This window comes from Acidaminococcus sp., from assembly GCF_057597765.1.
Window position 1 is genome coordinate 58,107 of the sequence record NZ_DBMBXK010000010.1, and the last position, 18,372, is coordinate 76,478.

Annotated in this window: 20 protein-coding genes; 8 read left to right on the plus strand and 12 right to left on the minus strand. The window is 58.2% G+C overall.

Annotation, left to right across the window (positions count from 1 at the left end; genetic code table 11):
- Window positions 1-154 precede the first annotated feature (154 nt).
- From ACZOF8_RS07940 to ACZOF8_RS07955, 4 genes are read left to right on the plus strand one after another with little or no spacing between them, the layout of a single operon-like run.
- Complete coding sequence (locus ACZOF8_RS07940) at window positions 155-829, plus strand: response regulator transcription factor (RefSeq protein ID WP_022487893.1); 675 nt, start codon at window positions 155-157, stop codon at window positions 827-829.
- A complete protein-coding gene (locus ACZOF8_RS07945) occupies window positions 813-2,249 on the plus strand; it encodes a sensor histidine kinase (protein WP_154488446.1) in 1,437 nt (478 codons plus the stop codon). The genes ACZOF8_RS07940 and ACZOF8_RS07945 overlap by 17 nt, the downstream gene beginning before the upstream one ends.
- Window positions 2,250-2,292: 43 nt before the next feature.
- Window positions 2,293-3,081 (plus strand): hypothetical protein, encoded by a 789-nt coding sequence (locus tag ACZOF8_RS07950; RefSeq protein ID WP_487426745.1) that lies wholly within the window; start codon window positions 2,293-2,295, stop codon window positions 3,079-3,081.
- Between the two features lie 13 nt (window positions 3,082-3,094).
- Entirely contained in the window at window positions 3,095-3,463 is a 369-nt protein-coding gene (locus ACZOF8_RS07955; protein ID WP_487426746.1) for a hypothetical protein, read from the plus strand.
- 286 nt (window positions 3,464-3,749) lie between these two features.
- Here the strand turns inward: ACZOF8_RS07955 and amrS are convergent, their stop codons facing one another.
- From amrS to rsxC, 12 genes are all read right to left on the minus strand, one after another.
- On the minus strand, window positions 3,750-4,592 hold the full coding sequence (gene amrS / locus ACZOF8_RS07960; RefSeq protein WP_487426747.1) for an AmmeMemoRadiSam system radical SAM enzyme: 843 nt from the start codon (window positions 4,590-4,592) through the stop codon (window positions 3,750-3,752).
- A complete protein-coding gene (gene amrA / locus ACZOF8_RS07965; RefSeq protein ID WP_022487898.1) occupies window positions 4,589-5,986 on the minus strand; it encodes an AmmeMemoRadiSam system protein A in 1,398 nt (465 codons plus the stop codon). The genes amrS and amrA overlap by 4 nt, the downstream gene beginning before the upstream one ends.
- A 62-nt stretch (window positions 5,987-6,048) precedes the next feature.
- The gene (locus ACZOF8_RS07970) at window positions 6,049-6,696 is read right to left on the minus strand and encodes a uracil-DNA glycosylase (RefSeq protein ID WP_302157392.1); all 648 of its coding nucleotides are present in this window, start codon (window positions 6,694-6,696) and stop codon (window positions 6,049-6,051) included.
- Between the two features lie 58 nt (window positions 6,697-6,754).
- Window positions 6,755-7,282: a Gx transporter family protein gene (locus tag ACZOF8_RS07975; RefSeq protein WP_022487900.1), complete on the minus strand. Its 528-nt coding sequence runs from the start codon at window positions 7,280-7,282 to the stop codon at window positions 6,755-6,757.
- On the minus strand, window positions 7,263-7,640 hold the full coding sequence (locus ACZOF8_RS07980) for a NusG domain II-containing protein (protein ID WP_022487901.1): 378 nt from the start codon (window positions 7,638-7,640) through the stop codon (window positions 7,263-7,265). Before ACZOF8_RS07980 ends, ACZOF8_RS07975 begins: the two co-directional genes overlap by 20 nt.
- Window positions 7,641-7,649: 9 nt before the next feature.
- Window positions 7,650-8,651: an FAD:protein FMN transferase gene (locus tag ACZOF8_RS07985; RefSeq protein WP_022487902.1), complete on the minus strand. Its 1,002-nt coding sequence runs from the start codon at window positions 8,649-8,651 to the stop codon at window positions 7,650-7,652.
- A 14-nt stretch (window positions 8,652-8,665) separates the two neighbouring features.
- Complete coding sequence (locus tag ACZOF8_RS07990; RefSeq protein WP_022487903.1) at window positions 8,666-9,583, minus strand: RnfABCDGE type electron transport complex subunit B; 918 nt, start codon at window positions 9,581-9,583, stop codon at window positions 8,666-8,668.
- Window positions 9,584-9,600: 17 nt separating this feature from the next.
- On the minus strand, window positions 9,601-10,176 hold the full coding sequence (locus tag ACZOF8_RS07995) for an electron transport complex protein RnfA (protein WP_012937509.1): 576 nt from the start codon (window positions 10,174-10,176) through the stop codon (window positions 9,601-9,603).
- The gene (locus tag ACZOF8_RS08000) at window positions 10,169-10,765 is read right to left on the minus strand and encodes an RnfABCDGE type electron transport complex subunit E (RefSeq protein ID WP_022487904.1); all 597 of its coding nucleotides are present in this window, start codon (window positions 10,763-10,765) and stop codon (window positions 10,169-10,171) included. Before ACZOF8_RS08000 ends, ACZOF8_RS07995 begins: the two co-directional genes overlap by 8 nt.
- Window positions 10,766-10,770: 5 nt before the next feature.
- On the minus strand, window positions 10,771-11,340 hold the full coding sequence (locus ACZOF8_RS08005; protein WP_022487905.1) for an RnfABCDGE type electron transport complex subunit G: 570 nt from the start codon (window positions 11,338-11,340) through the stop codon (window positions 10,771-10,773).
- Window positions 11,337-12,371, minus strand: a complete 1,035-nt coding sequence (locus ACZOF8_RS08010; RefSeq protein WP_487426748.1) for an RnfABCDGE type electron transport complex subunit D — start codon at window positions 12,369-12,371, stop codon at window positions 11,337-11,339. Before ACZOF8_RS08010 ends, ACZOF8_RS08005 begins: the two co-directional genes overlap by 4 nt.
- A gap of 26 nt (window positions 12,372-12,397) precedes the next feature.
- The gene (gene rsxC, locus ACZOF8_RS08015) at window positions 12,398-13,741 is read right to left on the minus strand and encodes an electron transport complex subunit RsxC (protein WP_154488452.1); all 1,344 of its coding nucleotides are present in this window, start codon (window positions 13,739-13,741) and stop codon (window positions 12,398-12,400) included.
- A gap of 323 nt (window positions 13,742-14,064) precedes the next feature.
- On the opposite strand from rsxC, the gene ACZOF8_RS08020 reads away from it, so the two are divergent.
- The 4 genes from ACZOF8_RS08020 to trmB all read left to right on the plus strand — a co-directional run bounded on the left by ACZOF8_RS08020 (window position 14,065) and on the right by trmB (window position 18,369).
- Window positions 14,065-14,973 (plus strand): radical SAM protein, encoded by a 909-nt coding sequence (locus tag ACZOF8_RS08020; RefSeq protein ID WP_022487908.1) that lies wholly within the window; start codon window positions 14,065-14,067, stop codon window positions 14,971-14,973.
- A gap of 61 nt (window positions 14,974-15,034) precedes the next feature.
- Entirely contained in the window at window positions 15,035-15,733 is a 699-nt protein-coding gene (locus ACZOF8_RS08025) for a C40 family peptidase (RefSeq protein WP_022487909.1), read from the plus strand.
- Between the two features lie 21 nt (window positions 15,734-15,754).
- Window positions 15,755-17,662 (plus strand): sigma-54-dependent Fis family transcriptional regulator, encoded by a 1,908-nt coding sequence (locus tag ACZOF8_RS08030; RefSeq protein ID WP_022487910.1) that lies wholly within the window; start codon window positions 15,755-15,757, stop codon window positions 17,660-17,662.
- Between the two features lie 65 nt (window positions 17,663-17,727).
- Window positions 17,728-18,369: a tRNA (guanosine(46)-N7)-methyltransferase TrmB gene (gene trmB, locus ACZOF8_RS08035; RefSeq protein WP_022487911.1), complete on the plus strand. Its 642-nt coding sequence runs from the start codon at window positions 17,728-17,730 to the stop codon at window positions 18,367-18,369.
- The last annotated feature ends 3 nt before the right edge of the window (window positions 18,370-18,372 follow it).

Below are 18,372 nucleotides of genomic sequence, written 5' to 3' on the forward strand. Positions count from 1 at the left end.
AAAAACAAGGAAAAATGCGGCTTATAACCTGGTGAAAATATTTTAGGTTACACTAACTATAATCAATAGGAGTTCTTCTGCAGATCCACCCTTCACTGGCTTTTCATTTTCCTCTGCTATCCTGTACAATGTAGAAGTATGGGAGGGATGCTGCATGAAAATCCTTGTGGTGGAAGATGAACCCACGCTGAATAAAATCATCGCCAAACGGCTGAAGATCGAAGCCTACTCCGTGGACTGCGCCTTCAACGGGAAGGAAGCCCTGGAGTATCTGGACGCCGCGGAATACGATCTTTTGATCGTGGATATCATGATGCCGGAAATGGACGGGCTGACCCTGGTGAAGAAGATCCGGGAAAAGGGCAGCCGGGTGCCCGTCCTGTTCCTGACGGCCCTGGACAGCACCCAGGACAAGGTCACCGGCCTGGATGCCGGGGGAGATGACTACCTGGTGAAGCCTTTTGAATTCGATGAGCTGCTGGCCCGGATCCGGAGCCTGCTCCGGCGGAGCAATGCCCAGCAGACAGCCCGGACCCAGCTGATCCTGGCGGATCTCACCCTGGATACCCGGACCCATCAGGTGACCCGGGGAGGCCAGGAGATTTCTCTGACTCCCAAGGAGTTCTCCGTGCTGGATTATCTCCTGCGGAACCAGGGGACGGTCCTGTCCCGGGAACAGATCCTGGAACACGCCTGGGATTTTTCCTATGAAGGGTATTCCAATATGGTGGATGTGTACATCAAGACCCTGCGGAAAAAAATCGACAAAGATTTCGAACCCAAACTGCTCCACACCGTAAGAGGCACCGGCTATGTCCTTAAAGTATAAAACAGCCGTCTGTCACTGGCTGCAAAAAAGGTGGAAGCAGCTGAAGAGTCTCCCGGTTTCCCTCCGGGTCACTTTGTGGTACACCCTGTTCCTGTCCATCATCCTGCTGCTTTTCACCGGGGTGATCCTGAAAATGGGGGCGGATTATGAAAAACGGACCGCCACCCGGAGCCTGACCAAAGCGGTGGAAAAAGCCGGGGACCGGTATATGGAAAAAGGGGGGAAATTCCGGGCCTATGATGACAATGTGTATCTGGCCTTACGGGACGATCGGGGAAATCTGCTTCAGGGGACGGAACCGGAAAACGCGCCTCATCCGAAGGAGCCCGTGTTTGGCCGGGGACCTCAGCCGGTGGTGATCAATGGGGTGCCCTATCATTATCTGGATCTGCCCCTGCGGCCGGATCGGGAGGAATTCCGGAAAGGGACATACCACGGGCCGGGCCGGTTCATCCGGGGCTATCTGGCGGATACGGTGTATGCCCGGTACCATCAGGCCATGCTGCTGGGGGCGCTGATTGCCCTGCCCCTGTTCCTGATCCTGGTGACCCTGGGGGGCTACAAGATCATCAAACGGAGTTTTGCTCCGGTCAGGGCCATCAGCGAGGCGGCCCGGGCCATTGGGGAAACCGGGGACCTGTCCCAGCGGATCCCCCTGGACGACAGCCGGGATGAGATCCACCAGATGGGCCGGACCTTCAACTGGATGCTGGGACAGATCGAAGAACTCCTGGAACGGGAGAAACGGTTCACTTCCGATGTGTCCCACGAACTGCGGACTCCCACGGCGGTGATCATGGCGGAAAGCGAATTCGGCAAGGATTATACGGACAATCTGGAAGAAGCCCGGGAGGAATTCCAGCATATTTTCCAGCAGTCCCGGCGGATGAGCCAGCTGATCAACCAGCTGCTGGAACTGTCCCGGCTGGGGAACCGGAAGAATCTGGAACTGGTGCCGGTGGACCTGAGCCGGCTGGTCCGGGAGACCCTGGAGGATTATCAGAAGCTGCCCCAGGCGGGGAAATTCCAGTGGGAGGCCCGGATCGCTCCGGATCTTCAGGTGCTGGGGGATGAACCGCTGCTGAACCGGATCCTCAGCAACTATCTGGACAATGCCTTGAAGTTCACCCGGACCCGGATCCAGGTGAGACTGGAAGAAGCCGAGGGAGGCGTCCGGCTTTCCATTACCGATGATGGGAACGGCCTGCCCCGGGAGGAACTGGATAAGATCTGGAACCGGCTGTACCAGGCGGATCCTTCCCGGAACAAGAAACAGAACACAGGCCTGGGATTGGGGCTTTCCTTCGTGGCCGCCGCCGCCAAACTGATGAAAGGCAAAGCCGGCGCCGAAAGCCAGGTGGGAAAGGGAAGCACCTTCTGGCTTTTCATTCCTTTTTCATCTTCCTCCCCTATACTGTAACCATCAAAAGGAAAACACAGCATCCATCTGAGGAGGGTTTGTTATGGAAAAGGAAAAAATGGAACAATGCAAAGCACGTTTGGTTGAAGCAGCACAATGGGGCCGGAAACAGATCACCCCTCAGCGGCTGAAGAAAGGCGCCGGGTGCCTTGTGGCCCTGGCCATTGTGGCCGGGGGAGGCAAGTTCGCCATGCACAAGGCCAAGGCGGAAGCCAGGCTCCAGGAAGCCCAGGCCAAGACCCGGATGCTCCAGAACATGGCGGCCCAGCAGAATATTACCCTGGTGTCCACTGATGCGGTGAAGGAAAGCATTGCCAGCACCCTGGGAACGGATCCTTCCTCCATCACTTTCCAGAGCATTACTCTGGATGACCGGAAACCGGGAGAAAAGAAGGAACACCGGAAGGACAGCAGGAAGGAAAAGAAACAGGAGAAAAAAGACGGCAAACGCCAGTCTGAAGACCGGAAAGGAGCCGGACGGCAGGCTGAAAACCGCCAGGGTCAGCCAGGAGAGAATGGCCAGCCCGGTCAGCCTGGCAGCCAGAACGGCCGTCCCGGCCAGGGGGATGTCCAGGGACAGCGTCCGGATGGCCAGTCCGGGCAGAACGGAGAAAGGGAAAACCGGAATGACAGCCGGACCGGAGCCACTTCCCGGCAGCCGGGGATGCCCCGTCCGGAAATGGCCAAGGCGGCCAATGCTTTCCCGGGGGTGTATCTGGCCCGGTGTGAAAAAGACGGCATGGGCTACCAGTTCCTGGTGGATGCCCAAAGCGGACAGGTCCTGCACGGACAGGTCCATAAACTGAATCCCATCCAGCAGCTGCTGGACTGAAGGAGGAACCATTATGACGAAAATCGTGACCTATGCCATGGCCAAACCTTATGAGACCATGAAGAACCGTTTCAAAAAAATCACCAGCGTCTTCCTGCTGGGGGTGACCCTGGTGCTGGGAGCCAGCGCTATGGCAAGCTCCAAAGCCGAAGCCGCCACCCCCTGGGACAACCAGGGCCCCCGGATGGAATGCCGGGACAACGGGAACCAGAAGGCTTTCGAAAAACGTCAGAAGGAAATCCAGAAGAAACGGGATGCGGAAGCCAGAAAGAGACGGGAAGCGGAGATACGGAGAAGAAAAGAGGAAGAACGGAGACACCGTCAGCAGAATCAGGATAAAAAACGTCCGCCCATCCAGCAGAAGGCAGGGTGGGGGAGATAAAGAAGAAGGAGCTGTTGCGCGTTTTGTGCAACAGCTCCCTAGCTATAGAGCCGCATAGCGGCTCAAGTCGGGAGTCTGAAGTCTGGAGCCGAATGATAAATTTGCAGGCAAATTTTTAAATGTGCAAAACCTTTGGACGAAATGATATCCCAGGTCGATTTCGAGTCTGGTTCTATATAATCGAAAGGATCCGTCCAACCAGGCGGATCCTTTCCTGAGGCTTCCGACTCCCGACTCCTGACTTCCGACTAAAAGGGGCTGTTGCCCAGGCAACAGCCTCCTTTTTTCAGCAATTCCCCTCATACACGTACTTCAGCCATTTCCTGGCCAGAGCGGCCAGATGGTACACCGTTTCCACCGGGGTGGGGGGCAGGTCCAGGTGCCAGCGGGGGAAGTACCGGGAAATGTGGAGGGGGAGATCCGGGGACAGGGAGGCCAGCCATCGGGCCTCCTTTTCCATGTCTTCCTCTCCGTCATTTTTCCCCGGGATCACCAGGGTGGTCACTTCCACATGGCAGCCGGCTTCCACTGCCAGCCGGATATTGGTCTTCACTGTTTCCAGATCCCCCTGGAGCCACTGGTAGAACTCCGGGGTGAACCCTTTCAGGTCGATGTTGGCGGCGTCCACCAGGGGAAGCAGGGCTTCCCAGGGCTCCCGGCACAGAAATCCGTTGGTCACCAGGACCGTGGCAAGGCCGTACTCTTTCAGCAGACGGGCACAGTCCCGGACATATTCATAGCCCACCAGGGGCTCGTTGTAGGTAAAGGCCACTCCGATGCTGCCGGCTTTTTCCCGGTATTCCAGGGCCAGGGCCAGCAGCTGCTCCGGATCCAGACGGAGCCGGGCGGTTTCCGGTCCGGCCTGGGCAATGGAGGCGTTCTGACAGAAGGGACACCGGAGACTGCAGCCCCAGCTGCCCAGGGACAGGATCTGGCTGCCGGGATGGAACCGGCGGAGGGGCTTTTTCTCGATGGGGTCCAGGGCCAGGGAAGTGAGGAAGCCGTAATTGTCCGGCAGGATGCGTCCGTCCCGGTTGGAGCGGGCCCGGCAGAAGCCGGTCTGCCCCGGGGCCAGCCGGCAGTGATAGGGACAGAGAGGGCAGGTGAGCAGGGCGTCTGTTTCCGTCATCTGTGTCTCACCACCTGGAACCGGTACAGCTGGACAGGCTCTGTGGCCGCTATATTTCCTTTCTGACGGGCGATGGCAATCTGTTCCTCCGTTGTATCCACTCCGTCCAGATCCGGCAGCAGAAGGCCTCTCCGTTCGTCCCGGGCACTTTTTACAATGACGCCGTACTTCCGGGGATCCAGCCCTTCAGGTCCGGAAACCGGTTCCGGGGTGCTGAGCACATCCACATTGTATTCCAGGAAGGGCAGTTCTTCCGGCCGTACCGGCGGGAACCGGGGATCCCGGGAGGCGGCGGAGATCCCGTTCCGGAGGATTTCTTCCGCCACATTGGCCTGGGTGGGCAGAAAGGTACCGATGCAGCCCCGGAGCTGGTCATGGAGATGGAGGGAGACAAAGGCACCTGCCCGGGTCTGGAGCATCTCCGGGGGGAGATGGGCCGGCAGGGAGGCCATTTCCCGGTGTTTCACCCAGGTTTCCACGGACAGCCGGGCCAGCTTCACATAGGGATCTTCCCGGGCGATCCGGTCCTCCCGCTGCTGCTTCTCCGCCTGGAGCAGCGGAGGAAGGAACTGCCGGGCTGGATCCGGTCCCTGGGGCAGGAAGGAAGCCACTCCGTAGCCCACCCCGAAGGGTCCTTCATAGGACAGGAGACGGGAGGCCACGTCCCGGCCGTCCCAGGCACCAGCCATGATCCAGAAGGAGCGGAGGCCGCATTCCGCCGCCCGGGTGCACAGGGAGTGGTCCAGGGTCAGGAGCCGGAAAAAGTCCCCCTGGCCCAGGGCTTCCGTGCACTGCCGGTCGAAGACGGGACCTTCCGGCACATAGCCGTAGGGACCGTCCTCCTTCAGTTTGTGGGACAGGTCCCCGCTGGCGATGAACACCGCCCGGCGGCCCAGCTTGTCCGCCGCGTCCCGGATGCACCGGCCGAAAAGGTAATGGACATCAGGGCCGAAGCCGGACAGGCCGATCCGGACCACTTTCACCTGGTCCAGGGAGCCGTATTTCCGGTAGAAATACAGGGGAATCATAGTGCCGTGGTCCAGGTCCGGATTCCGTTCCCCTTCAAAACCCGCCGGGATCCCGGCTTTTTCCGCTTCGTCGGCAATCAGGGATGCCAGCTCCTGGTCATAGGCTGCGGAAATCTCCACCTGGGGGGCCCGGAACTGGGCGAAGTTCCCCTGGGCCTTCCGGCCCGGGGCCATGTGGAAGTAGTCCAGGTACATTTCCGCATGGGGACTGGTGATGATCAGGGTATCCGAATGGAGCTCCGCCGCCTGTTTCATGACTGCCTCATAGGCAGCGGTGGTGGCGGCGATTTTTCTCTCCTCCCCCCGGCCCACTTCCGGCAGGATGATGGGGGGATGGGGGACCGCAAAAGAAGCAAGGATTGTCATAGGAAACACCTCTCTTTCCTTTATTTTAGCACAGAAAAGGCTGCCGCATTGCGGCAGCCTTTTCAGCCTCTTTTCCGAAACAATTCAAACAGATGCACCGGGGCACCGGAATTCCAGCCGTAGCCGGGACACTGTTCCTCCACCTTGGCCTTCACCGCTTCCAGGTCGTGGAACACGTCCCATTTGGCGGCGATCTGGGCCTGGCCGGTGAGCCGGAGCAGGTAGGAGGGATGGAAGGTGGCCAGGCAGGGGAGCCCTTCCCCTGTGGTGAACCACTGGCCCCGTTCCCGGGTGATCCGGGCTTCCGGTCCCTTGAAGTACCGGAGAGCCACACTGCCCAGGGCCAGGATCACTTTGGGCCGAAGGAGCCGGATCTCCTGTTCCAGCCAGATCCGGGCGCAGAAGGCTCCTTCTTCCACGGTGGGGGTCCGGTTCCCTTTGGGCCGGCATTTGATCACGTTGGTGGTGTAGACCCGGTCCCGGGTGATCCGGACGGACCAGAGGGCCTTGTCCAGCAGCTGGCCGCTGGGGCCGATGAGAGGACAGCCGTAGTCATCCTCCACTCCGCCCGGGCCTTCGCCCACGATCATGAGAGGGCTTTCCAGGCTGCCGAACCAGCCCACCGGGGCCTGGCAGTCCCGGCGGAGGGGGCAGGAGGCACAGTCCTCCAGCTGTTTTTTCAGTTCCTCAAAGGTAGTGGCAGGTTCCATGGATTTGAATGCTCCTTGTTGTATGGTTGTCAGTGGTCAATGGTCAACGGCCTGCTGCTCAGGCAGCAGACCCCTTCTCCTTCATCCTCTCCAGGAAGAACCCGGCCAAAAAGCCGGTGAACAGGCCGGTGGGGATGCCGATGGCGATCAGCACCGGCAGGTAGGAGAACAGGGCCGGGGTCCGCATAATGGCCACGGCCACCAGAATCTGGCCGCAGTTGTGGAGGAAGGCTCCCAGGAGTCCCACTCCCACTGTGGAGAACCACTGGTGCTTCCGGGCCAGGGCCATGCCTCCAAAGCTCAGGGCGGCACCTCCCAGGCCGATCAGGAACCCGGGGGTCAGAAGGCCGGTGAACAAAAGACCGGTAAGGAGGATCCGGCAGGTCAGGAACAGGGCGGTCTTCCCCGGTCCGTACAGGTACAGCACGATGATGGTCACCGTATTGGCCAGGCCCAGATGGGCCCCGGGGAGGGGCAGCAGCCAGGCCAGGCTGGTTTCCGCCAGACGGAGGGCGATGGCCGCGGCCAGCAGTACTCCCAGCTGGGTGATTTCGTGGATGGACAGTTTATCGGAGGATGGCATCATGATCATTTTCCTTTGCAGCAGTGGTCAGGGTCAGCAGGACTTTTTCCGGTACGCAGGCGATGGTCTGGCCGGACCGGGTGATCTTGCCCTGGCGGACGCAGACCTGGTCCGGGCAGGGAGAGGACACCACCTGGCCCCCTTCCCGGTCGTAGGCCACCACCAGTTCCCCATGGTCCACCGGAATGATCAGTTTGGTTTCCGAGGTGACTTTTTTCAGTTCGATCCGCTGGATCACCTGCTGGTCCTTCCGGACCACCAGGACCTTGTCCCGGTCGGCGGTCCGGGAATGGAACAGGAACCAGCTTCCCAGGGCCAGCACCGCCAGCACCAGGATCAGCCAAAAATCATTCTTGCGCATAGGGTCTCCTCACTTTTCCGGGGTATAGATGTCTTTCAGACCGGAAGACAGGTAGGTGTTCCCGTCCAGGTCCACATAGAGCATTTCCAGATTGGGATTGTTCTCCACCAGGGCCATGGCCTGGTCTTCCGGCAGTACGAACAGCAGGGTGGAATAGTAGTCCGCCCAGAAGGCCGACCGGGTGACCACGGTAACGGACCGGGCATGCCAGGCAGGCCAGCCGGTTCGGGGATCCAGAATATGGTGGTACCGTTTTCCGTCCACCTCATAATACCGCTGGTAGTCCCCGCTGGTGGCAATGGCTGTACCATCCTTCACCGCCAGGGTCCCGATGATCTTTTGGGGATTCCGGGAATCCTGGACCCCGATCTTCCAGGGGCTGCCGTCTTCCTTGGTGCCCAGCACCTTGATGTTGCCGCCGGCGTTGATGAGAGCGGTCTTCACCCTTTTGTCCCGGCTCAACAGGTCCGCGGCCTGTTCCACTGCGTAGCCTTTGGCCACCGCTCCCAGATCCAGCTGGGTGCCGGGAGCCAGGGTCACCGTATTGGCGGCTGTGTCTACAGTATACTTCTCAGGGCCGGTTTTGGCCAGAGCCTGGGCGATTTCTCCCTCACTGGGGACGGTCTTGGTTTCCTTGTGGGCATTCCACACCTGGATCACCGGACCCAGGGTCAGATCCAGATCCCGGTTCCCCATGGGCCGGACCTGGCTCAGGATGTCCATGAGATAGGGGGAGGCCTTGTGGGGGCCCTGGCCGGCACTCTGGTTCACGGCGTACAGGTCTTCCGGCCCCTGTTGCGTATAGGGGTCCGTCTGGTTGGCAATGGTCTGGAACAGATGGAAGGCGTCATTGGTGGCTGCCTTCAGACCGTCGGTGTTGTTCCCGGTGGTGGTGATGGTGACGATGGTGTCCATCATGAACCGGGTGTCTTCCTGTTTTTCGGTTTGAAAAAAGCAGCCTGCACAAGTCAGGCTGCTGAAAACCAGAAGCGATGCTAACAGTTTTTTCATGAAGGCTCCCTGCATTATTCCTGCTTTTGGGCCTGGGCGGAAGGGCACTGAGCGGCCATGGCGCAGCAGGCACAGCCGGTGGGTTCGGCCTTCTTGGGGGCCTCCGGATCGCCTTCTACCGGTACGATGTCAACCAGGCACTTCCGCGGACATTTCTGTACGCAGATGCCGCAGCCATCGCACTTGGTGTAGTCAATGACCGGGATGCTGCCGTTGGGCGTATCTTCCAGGGTAATGCATTTCTGTGGGCAGTTCCGTACGCACATGCCGCAGCTGATGCAGGACACCTTGCAGTCGGTCATGGCGGCTTTGCCTTTTTCCCGGTTGTTGCACTGTACCAGGACTTTTTCGTTGGCCGGGATCATTTCGATCAGCAGCTGAGGGCAGGCCTTGGAGCAGGCACCGCAGCTGACGCATTTGTTGTAGTCGAATTCAGGCAGGCCGTTTTTCCCGATTTTCAGGGCGCCGAAGTTGCAGGCGTCCACACAGGCACCGTCCCCGAAGCAGCCGAAGTTGCACTGGCCGGGGCCGCCGGCGTTGGCAGCCTTCACATAGCAGTTCTTGATGCCTTCCCGGTTGGCCACAGGGGTCCGGTTGGCGGTGCAGCCGTTGCAGTGGAGACGGGGGATGCTGCGGACGGCGTTTTCGTCATCGTTGGATTCCACCCCCATGATGGCGGCAATGGCTTTTTTGTTTTCCGCGCTGCAGACCACGCATTTGGTGGCGTCTTTTTCCTGACCGGAAACAATGGCGTCAGCCATGGCCCCGCAGCCGGCAAACCCGCACCCGCCGCAGTTGGCGCCGGGCAGCAGGTTGGTGATCTCCCCGATCCGGGGATCTTCTTCAACGGCAAATTTCTTGCTGGCCGTAGCCAGTACCAGGCCGAATACGCCGCCCAGCACTGCGACCAGAATCACAGCAGTTGTAATCATAATTTTCAGCTCCTAACTCAATGGATGCCGCTCATCCCCATCATGGAAATGGACATGCAGCTGGCGGTGATCAAGGCAATGGGAAGGTTCTGGAGGCATTTGGGCAGAGCCTTTTCGTCCAGACGTTCACGGATGCAGGAGAACAGCAGGATGGCCATGGTGTAACCGATGGACGTACCGATGGAGTTCACACAGGAATCCAGGAAGCTGTAGTTGCTTTCCACGTTGATCAGCGCAATCCCCAGGATGGCGCAGTTGGTGGTGATCAGAGGCAGGTAGATACCCATGGCCTTGTGCAGGGAGGGCATGGCCTTTTTCATAAACATTTCAACCAGCTGTACCAGGGTGGCGATGGCCAGGATGAAGACCAGGGTCTTCAGGTATTCCAGGTGGTAGGGCACCAGGAGCAGATGATAGCAGGCGTAGGACAGCATGGTGGACAGCAGCATAACGAAGGATACGGCGGCGCTCATGCCCACGGAGTTCTTGAAGTTCTTGGAAACCCCCAGGAAGGAGCACATTCCCAGGAACCGGGACAAAATGATGTTGGAAACGAAAATGGAGCTGAAGAGAATGCCGAAAGTACTATGCATTGTGAGCACCTCTTTCTTTGAAGTAGTTGACTGTGGCGAATACAAAGCCCATGGTCAGGAAGGCTCCGGCCGGCAGGATGAAAATCAGTACCGGCTGATAAGCAGCAGGGAGAACGGCGTGGTCCAGCAGTTTGCCGGAACCGATCAGTTCCCGGAAGAAGGCGATGCAGCTCAGAGCGAAGGTGAAGCCGATGCCCATGCCGATGGCGTCCAGGGCGGATTCGATCACGCCGTGGTCGCAGGCGAAGGCTTCTGCACGGCCCAGAACGATACAGTTAACCACGATCAGAGGAACGAATACGCCCAGGGCTGCGTACAGCGCCGGTACGAAAGCGTTCATCAGCATTTCCAGCACAGTTACCACGGAAGCGATAACCACGATGTAGCAGGGAATATGGATCTGGTCCGGAATCAGTTTCCGGATGGCAGCGATGATCATGTTGGTGAAAACCAGCACGAAGGTAAAGGCACAGCCCATACCGATGGCGTTGGTCATGGAAGTACTGGTGGCCAGCGACGGACATACACCCAGCAGCTGGACGAACAGTGGGTTTTCCTTGATGATACCTTTGGTCAATTCATGCAGCATCTCGATCAGTCCTTTCCATTGGCATGATTCTTCATGTAGTCTTCCCGGGCGGCATTGACGCCGGTGACCACAGCTCTGGAAGTGATGGTTGCCGCAGTGATGGCCTTGATTTCATTGGGCTTGCCAGGTTCCTGTTTGGTGACCGCCAGGGCATCCTTCAGGGGTTTGCCCTTGAACTGGGCCTGCCAGGCAGGTTCCGTGCTCTTGGCGCCCAGGCCAGGGGTTTCACTGTGGTTCATGACTTTGATCCCGGTGATTTTGTCCCCATCTTTGGAGATGCCCACCATCAGGGTCACTTTTCCGCCGTACCCGCTGGGGGTCACGGTGTAGATGTAGCCGTTGGGCTTGCCGTTCTTGGAGGACTGCTGTACATCAGTGATCAGTCCGCCGGGAGCCGGCAGCTTTTTCAGATTGCCCAGATCGGGCAGCACCACCTTGTAGGCGGCCCGGGTATCGGCTTCATGTTTCTTGGCAATGGTATCCTTGGTCCCTTCATGGGCGGCGGCCACAAGACCTACGCTGACGCCGCAGATGATTGCCAGGATGCCGGTATATTTCACAAAGAGGTTGCTCATTTTTTCTGACCTCCTCCGAAGGATACGTTCCGAACGAACCGGTCAATCATGGGAGTGACCATGTTCATCATCAGGATGGAATAGCACACGCCTTCCGTGTAGCTGCCCCGCAGACGGATCAGGGAAGTCAGGACGCCCAGACCGATGGCATAGATGATCTTGCCTTTTTTGGTGATGGGGGAGGTGACCCAGTCAGTGGCCATGAAGAAAGCACCGATCATCAGGCCGCCGGCGAACAGATGGTACAGAGGGAAAGTGGAGGGATAACCCATCACAGCCCCATAGATCCCGGTGATCACAACCACCGTGCCCAGATAGAAGGCAGGGATCCGCCAGTCGATGAGCTTTTTCCAGATCAGGTACAGGCCGCCCAGGACCAGTGCAGGGACGCAGGTTTCACCCAGGGAGCCGCCCACGTTGCCGATGAACAGGTCGGACAGGGAAGGCAGCTGGGAGGCGGCGGCACCGCCGGCCTGCCATACTTCTTCCGTCATCCGCATTACGGCCAGCGGAGTGGCGGCAGTGGTGGCGTCAGCCCCGGCGGTGGTAGCTGTTACGGCAGCCGCTTTGGTGGCGGGGATGACCCAGGTGGTCATCTGCTGGGGGAAAGAAGCCAGCAGGATGGCACGGCCGATATGGGCCGGGTTGAAGATGTTCTTGCCCAAGCCGCCGAAAATGGCTTTGCCGATCACAACAGCGAACATGCCCCCCAGGACAGCCATGTAGCTGGGCAGGGAAGCAGGCAGGCACAGGGCCAGCAGGAGACCGGTCAGAGCAGCAGAGCCGTCTTTGATGGTGTCCTTCTTCACGCCCATAACCTTGTTGGCCAGTTTTTCAAAAATAATGGCAGAAAGCACGCAGCATACGATCACCCGGACCGCATCCACGCGGAAATAATAGACAGAAGCCAGGACAGCCGGTACCAGTGCCAGGATGACTTCCCGCATGGACTTGCTGATGGTGAGCCCACAGTGCATGTGGGGAGACGAGGAAACGAGAACCAGCGGTTTCGGTTCTTTAATAGGTTCCATAATCAATATCCAGTCCTTTCGCGAAATTATTTGTCGAATTTATAGAAGGGGTTGTGACCGCCGTCACCTTTCCCTCTGATAAATTGCTTGCCCATCCGGATGTACTGCACCAGAGGAATGTGGGCAGGGCATACGAAAGCACAGGATCCGCATTCGATGCAGGCATGGCAGAAGAACCGTTCCGCATCATCCCAGTTCTGTTTCTTCACAGCCTGGACGATTTCCGTGGGTTCCAGCTTCATGGGGCAGGCATCCACGCAGCGGGCGCAGTGCACGCAGGGATCCGGTTCATGATATTGGGCAAAAGGAGAGTTGGAATTGAAGATCAGGAGACCGCTGGAACCCTTGGTGATGGGGTAGTCCAGGGAGTTGACGGCAAAGCCCATCATCATCCCGCCGGAAATGATCTTTCCGGGAGCCCCTTCCAGACCGCCGGCGGCTTTTTCCACAGCGTCGCTGTAGAGGGTCCCCAGACGGACGATATAGTTCCCCGGTTTCTTTACGCCGTCACCGCTGATGGTTACGACTCTTTCGTACAGGGGGATGTTGTTCTTGACGGCCCGGCAGGCTGCCACCGCAGTGCCCACGTTGTCCACGATCACCCCTACATCCGCAGGCAGACCCCGGTCAGGGACCGTACGGCCGGTAGCGGCATAGATCAGGTGTTTTTCAGAACCCTGAGGGTACTTTTCCTTGCAGACGCAGACTTCGATGTTGGCTTCCCCGGCCACTTTCTTCTGCATCAGTTCGATGGCGTCAGGCTTGTTGTCTTCGATGCCGATGACGCCTTTGGCAGCGCCGGAGGCCAGCATGAAGTACTTCAGGCCCTGGATGATTTCGTCGGCGTATTCCAGCAGGGTACGGTGGTCAGCCGTGACGAAGGGTTCGCATTCGATCCCGTTCAGCAGGATCGTGTCGATGGGGCAGTGGCCTTCCTTGGGAGGAGCATACTTCACTGCCGTAGGGAAGGTGGCGCCGCCCATGCCGGCGATCCCTTTTTCCCGCAGGACCTGACGGATCAGATCCGGGGTGATTTCTTCCTCGCTGCGGGGTTTGATATCCTCGCACAGGGTGTCCTGGCCATCATTTTTGATGACCACGCACTGGGAAATCATGCCGTTGGGCATATACCGATTCTCCAGTTTCATGACCATGCCGCTGACGCTGGCATGGATGTTGGTGCTGACGAAACCGCCTGCTTCACCAATCACCTGTCCGATCGTGACCTTATCCCCTGGTTTTACCACCGGCTTGGCCGGAGCACCAATGTGCTGGGAAAGCGGAATGTACACCACGTCCGGAGCCGGGCATCTTTCGATGGCCACTTTGTCGGTCAAGGACTTGCTGGGGGGTACTTCTACACCGCCCATGAAACTTGCTTCTTGTGCAGACATTCAGTTCACCTCTAACCTTTCATGTGTCAACTTCAAGTAAAAATTATATATTGTTAAATCGCAAAAAACAAGGGGTGAAAGAGGCCTGTCAAGAGAAGATGAAAAAAATTACGCAAAATTTTTCTTCTCAAAAAGTTTACAAAAACTCATGCAGAAAATTGTAAAATAGTTTATAATAATGAGCGTGGCAGGTGGATTTTTGTACAGCTGAAAGAATTGAAAAAATCTTGTGAAAACACTGTCTATATAGCCATATATATTTTAGGAAGCGATTTTTTAAAACTCTGGAGGAAATACCCATGTTTGGACTTTATTTCGATGATTATGATACGCCGGTGTTCCGTCCCCCCAGCGAAGCCAACAGCTTCATCCTGCGGGTGACCCGGGGCTGCGCCCACAACACCTGCACCTTCTGTGCCATGTACAAGGACGTGCAGTTCACTGTATGCCCGGACGAGGAGATCTCCCGGCAGATCGCCCTGGCGGCCCAGTATGCCCGGAACCAGGTGAAGCGGATCTTCCTGGCGGACGGGGATGCCCTGGTGCTCCCTACGGAAAAGCTGCTGAAGATCCTGGAAGTGCTCTACCGGACCTTCCCCAACCTCCAGCGGGTCACGTCCTACGCCGGTCCCCGGGACATCCTGCGGAAAAGCGATGAGGACATGATCCGGCTCCAGGAAGCGGGCCTGAAGATGCTGTATTTCGGCCTGGAAACCGGGGACACGGAGCTGCTGGCCCGGATCAAAAAAGGGGTTACCGGGGAAGAAGCCGTTGCTGCCGGCCAGAAAGTGGTCCGCTGCGGCATGAAGCTGTCCATGATGGTAATCGCCGGTCTGGGAGGCAAAGACGGCAGCGAACGCCATGCTGTGGAAACCGGCAAAGCCGTCACTGCCATCCAGCCCAACATGCTCAGCGTGCTGACCCTGCGGCTGTACAAGGGAACGGAGATGCTCCGGCAGTTCGAAGCCGGGGAATTCGAACTGCTGTCTCCGGCGGGACTGGCCCGGGAAGTCCATACCATGCTGGAACATGTGGAGATCCGGCCCGGGAACCACACCCTGTTCCGGAGCAACCACATTTCCAACTACGTGCCCCTGGCCGGAACCCTGCCCCAGGACCGGGACCGGCTGCTCCGGGAGCTGGAAGTTTCCATGGAGAAACTTTCAAAATTGACGGATTGGGAAGTTTATACTAATATGGAGTATTGAGAGTGTATCATTTCTGATATTCTGAAGGGATTTTTCCGGTTACAAGAAAAGAGGCACCACTATGAAACTGCATAAGCTCGTTACAGCGCTGGTCCTGGCTGTACTGGCTCTGCCCCTTTCGGCAGGTGCGGCTGCCCATCGGGCGGCTCCTCTGAAGGTGGGGGACAAAGGCTGGAAAGTCAAAACGGTGCAGATCAAACTGAACGCCATCGGCATGAAGACCCCCCAGACGGGGAAATACACCCGGGAACTGGAAACCCAGGTCCGGAACTTCCAGAAGGAACACAAACTGCCGGCCACCGGGAAAGTGGACGACACCACCTATTTTCGGATTCAGGAGGCCGCCTTTGAAAAAGAGGGGATCCACGGGGTGAAGGGAGAGGATGTGGTCCGGACCGCCTCCCGGTACAAGGGGGTTCCCTACAGCTTCGGAGGGACCACTCCACGGGCTTTTGACTGCTCCGGCTATGTCCAGTACGTGTTCCGGCAGCACAAGGCCCAGCTGCCCCGGACGGCGGACCTGCAGTTCGAGAAGGGCCTCTTTGTGACCCAGCGGCAGCTGAAGCCCGGGGACCTGGTGTTCTTCTCCACCTACGAGCCCGGGGCATCCCATGTGGGGATCTATGCCGGGAACGGGTTGTTCTGGAATGCCACCTCCTCCCGGGGGGTACGGCTGTGCAGTCTGTCCGACGATTACTGGAAATCCAGATATTACGGTGCAAAACGGGTCCTGGTCCCGGTGCACAAATCATATCGCTAAAGCGAATCAGGGGGTAAATCGATGATTAGGGAACGACGCAATAAGGAAAAACTGACCAGCTACTACAACAAATTCGTGGAGGAGGGCATTATAGACCCCAACGTCCATCCGTGGGTAGCGGAGTCCTGGCGCCGGTGCGAAGCACGGAAACTGAACCATGAGACCATGCCGTCCAACGGGGTGCGCCTGTCGCCCCAGGAGCTGGAAAAGGCCCTGGAAGTCCATGAGGATGTGGTGAAGTATGTGGACGGGCTCTTTGAACAGAACAAACAGTATTTCAATTCTCACAACCTGAGCATGCTGCTGGTGGATGAGGACGGGTATGTACTGAAGAACTATGCCCTGCCCTTTTTCCAGCGGAGCATCGAGGATATCCAGGGCATGCGGGTCCTGGAGGAGGATGTGGGTACTTCCAGCATCTGTGTGGCCCGGAGCCACAATGTGCCCTTCCTGATGTTCGGCCCGGAAATGTGGATCCGGGAAAGCCATTCCGGGGATGCCTGCTCGGCTCCCATCGATGTGGCCGGCCAGGGCCGGTACATCCTGTCCCTGTTCTCCCTGGACCAGAACGATCTGCCCTATGACATCCTGCTGAGCCTGCTCATGACCATGAAATATTCCGTGGAGAACTTCCTGACCATGCTGGCCTACTGGAAGGTCTGCGGCCTGATCTCCGAAGAGATCCCCGCCTCCGTCTACTGGGTGAACCCGGACGGAACCCTGCGGTATGCCAACAGCAATGGCCGGAAGCGGATGGAAGGGAAGGACCGGCTGGATGAAGTGTTCCTGAACTATGAGCACATCCCCATCCAGAAAGGGCTGTCCGGGAAGAGCACCATCCGGAAGGAAATCACCTGGATCACCCAGGACCGGACCTATGAAGATGTGACCAGCGTACTGCCGGTGAAGACCGGGGGGAAGGTGGACAGTGTGGTGATCATCACCATGGCCATTGAAGACCTGAAGACCACCATCGCCCATGCCACCGGGTACAGCTCCCGGTACAGTCTGTACAGCATGGTGGGGAATTCCAGCGAGTTCCTGGCCCTCCAGCACAAGGCCGCCCGGGTGGCCCGGGGGGACAACAACCTGCTGCTCCAGGGGGAACCGGGTACCGGCAAACAGCGCCTGGCCCACGGGATCCATCAGGCCAGCCCCAGAGCGGCGGCACCGCTCATTACCGTACGGGGCCATGACGGGTCCGAAGCGGAACTGGAAGCGGAATTCTTCGGCAGCGACGACGGAGCCGGCCATGTAACCGCCGGGGCCCTGGAACTGGCCAACGGAGGCACCCTGTTCCTGGACGAAATTGAAAAATTCCCCACCAAACTGGAAGATGCCCTGGCGGACGCCCTGAAGAACGGGGTCCTGAACTGGGAAACCGGCACCCGCCGGAAATACAATGTGCGGGTGATCGCCGCCTGCGATTCCAACCTGAAACGGCTGACCGACAAGGGACTGTTTTCCCGGAACCTGTATGAGCAGGTGATCGGGACGGTGATCCGGGTACCGCCTCTGCGGGAGCGGGTGGAAGACGTGGAAGTGATCGCCAACCACATCCTGACGGAAATGGCCGCCCGGCACAACATGCCTGGCAAGACCCTGTCCAAGGAAGCCCTCCAGCTGCTGAACAGCTGCCAGTGGCCCGGGAACATCAAACAGCTCCAGGGGGTCATCGAACAAGCCTTCTTCCACACCTCCGGAAGCGTCATCGAAGCCTCCCACATCAAACTGCCGGGAGAACACCGGATTGAAAAATCCTGGAAGCACGACAAGGATGCCTTTGTGGCCGCCTGGAAAGCCGCCGGGGGCAATATCAGCAAACTGGCCCTGATGCTGGACGTAAGCCGGGTGACCCTGTACCGGTACCTGAAGAAATTCAACCTGGGACCGGAAGAGAAGAAGAATCGGGGAAAGAAAGAGAAATAAAAAAGGTGGTGTTGCACAGTATGTGCAGCACCACCCTCTTGTTCAGACAATAAGGAGAAAAACAGATGCGTTTACGTAAGAAACCCTGGATCCCTCAGGCTCTGGAAGATTTCCGGGGAAAGGAACTGCTGGAAGACCAGCTGGAACAATACAAGGGGAACTGGTCCCAGGCGGTGCTGGGGGGACGGCCGGTGCAGCTGGAAATCGGCTGCGGCAAAGGCCAGTTCCTCACGGCCATGAGCGGACTCCATCCGGAAATCGGCTACCTGGGCATCGAGACCCAGCGGGAAGTGTGCTATTATGCGGTGAAGAAGCTCCGGGAGGGGGAAATCCCCAACGCCCGGATCGTCCATGCAGACGCTGCCCATCTCCTGGACTGGTTCGCTCCCGGGGAAGTGGACCAGATTTACCTGAATTTCAGCGATCCCTGGCCCAAAGCCCGGCACGCCAAACGGCGGCTCACCTACCGGACCTTCCTGGCCCAGTACAGGGAAATCCTGAAGCCGGGGGGTCATCTCCGGTTCAAGACCGACAATGATGATTTATTTGCCTTTTCTGTAGAGGAGTTCAAAGAATTCGGACTGGAAATCGTGGCACTTACCACGGACCTCCATCATACGGATATCCTCAACGAAGCCCAGACGGAATATGAGCAGAAGTTCAGCGCCCGGGGCAAGAACATCAACTTCTGCGAAGTGGCCTTTTAAGGG

Bases quoted from the DNA above. Each gene is read 5' to 3' on its own strand.
- ACZOF8_RS07985 (WP_022487902.1), bottom strand. From the start codon at position 8,651: ATGAAAAAACTGTTAGCATCGCTTCTGGTTTTCAGCAGCCTGACTTGT.
- amrA (WP_022487898.1), bottom strand. From the start codon at position 5,986: ATGACAATCCTTGCTTCTTTTGCGGTCCCCCATCCCCCCATCATCCTG.
- amrS (WP_487426747.1), bottom strand. From the start codon at position 4,592: ATGACGGAAACAGACGCCCTGCTCACCTGCCCTCTCTGTCCCTATCAC.
- ACZOF8_RS07980 (WP_022487901.1), bottom strand. From the start codon at position 7,640: ATGCGCAAGAATGATTTTTGGCTGATCCTGGTGCTGGCGGTGCTGGCC.
- ACZOF8_RS07945 (WP_154488446.1), top strand. From the start codon at position 813: ATGTCCTTAAAGTATAAAACAGCCGTCTGTCACTGGCTGCAAAAAAGG.
- ACZOF8_RS07970 (WP_302157392.1), bottom strand. From the start codon at position 6,696: ATGGAACCTGCCACTACCTTTGAGGAACTGAAAAAACAGCTGGAGGAC.
- ACZOF8_RS08000 (WP_022487904.1), bottom strand. From the start codon at position 10,765: ATGCTGCATGAATTGACCAAAGGTATCATCAAGGAAAACCCACTGTTC.
- trmB (WP_022487911.1), top strand. From the start codon at position 17,728: ATGCGTTTACGTAAGAAACCCTGGATCCCTCAGGCTCTGGAAGATTTC.
- ACZOF8_RS07990 (WP_022487903.1), bottom strand. From the start codon at position 9,583: ATGATTACAACTGCTGTGATTCTGGTCGCAGTGCTGGGCGGCGTATTC.
- ACZOF8_RS07975 (WP_022487900.1), bottom strand. From the start codon at position 7,282: ATGATGCCATCCTCCGATAAACTGTCCATCCACGAAATCACCCAGCTG.
- ACZOF8_RS07940 (WP_022487893.1), top strand. From the start codon at position 155: ATGAAAATCCTTGTGGTGGAAGATGAACCCACGCTGAATAAAATCATC.
- rsxC (WP_154488452.1), bottom strand. From the start codon at position 13,741: ATGGGCGGTGTAGAAGTACCCCCCAGCAAGTCCTTGACCGACAAAGTG.
- ACZOF8_RS08030 (WP_022487910.1), top strand. From the start codon at position 15,755: ATGATTAGGGAACGACGCAATAAGGAAAAACTGACCAGCTACTACAAC.
- ACZOF8_RS08010 (WP_487426748.1), bottom strand. From the start codon at position 12,371: ATGGAACCTATTAAAGAACCGAAACCGCTGGTTCTCGTTTCCTCGTCT.
- ACZOF8_RS07950 (WP_487426745.1), top strand. From the start codon at position 2,293: ATGGAAAAGGAAAAAATGGAACAATGCAAAGCACGTTTGGTTGAAGCA.
- ACZOF8_RS07995 (WP_012937509.1), bottom strand. From the start codon at position 10,176: ATGCATAGTACTTTCGGCATTCTCTTCAGCTCCATTTTCGTTTCCAAC.
- ACZOF8_RS08025 (WP_022487909.1), top strand. From the start codon at position 15,035: ATGAAACTGCATAAGCTCGTTACAGCGCTGGTCCTGGCTGTACTGGCT.
- ACZOF8_RS08020 (WP_022487908.1), top strand. From the start codon at position 14,065: ATGTTTGGACTTTATTTCGATGATTATGATACGCCGGTGTTCCGTCCC.
- ACZOF8_RS07955 (WP_487426746.1), top strand. From the start codon at position 3,095: ATGACGAAAATCGTGACCTATGCCATGGCCAAACCTTATGAGACCATG.
- ACZOF8_RS08005 (WP_022487905.1), bottom strand. From the start codon at position 11,340: ATGAGCAACCTCTTTGTGAAATATACCGGCATCCTGGCAATCATCTGC.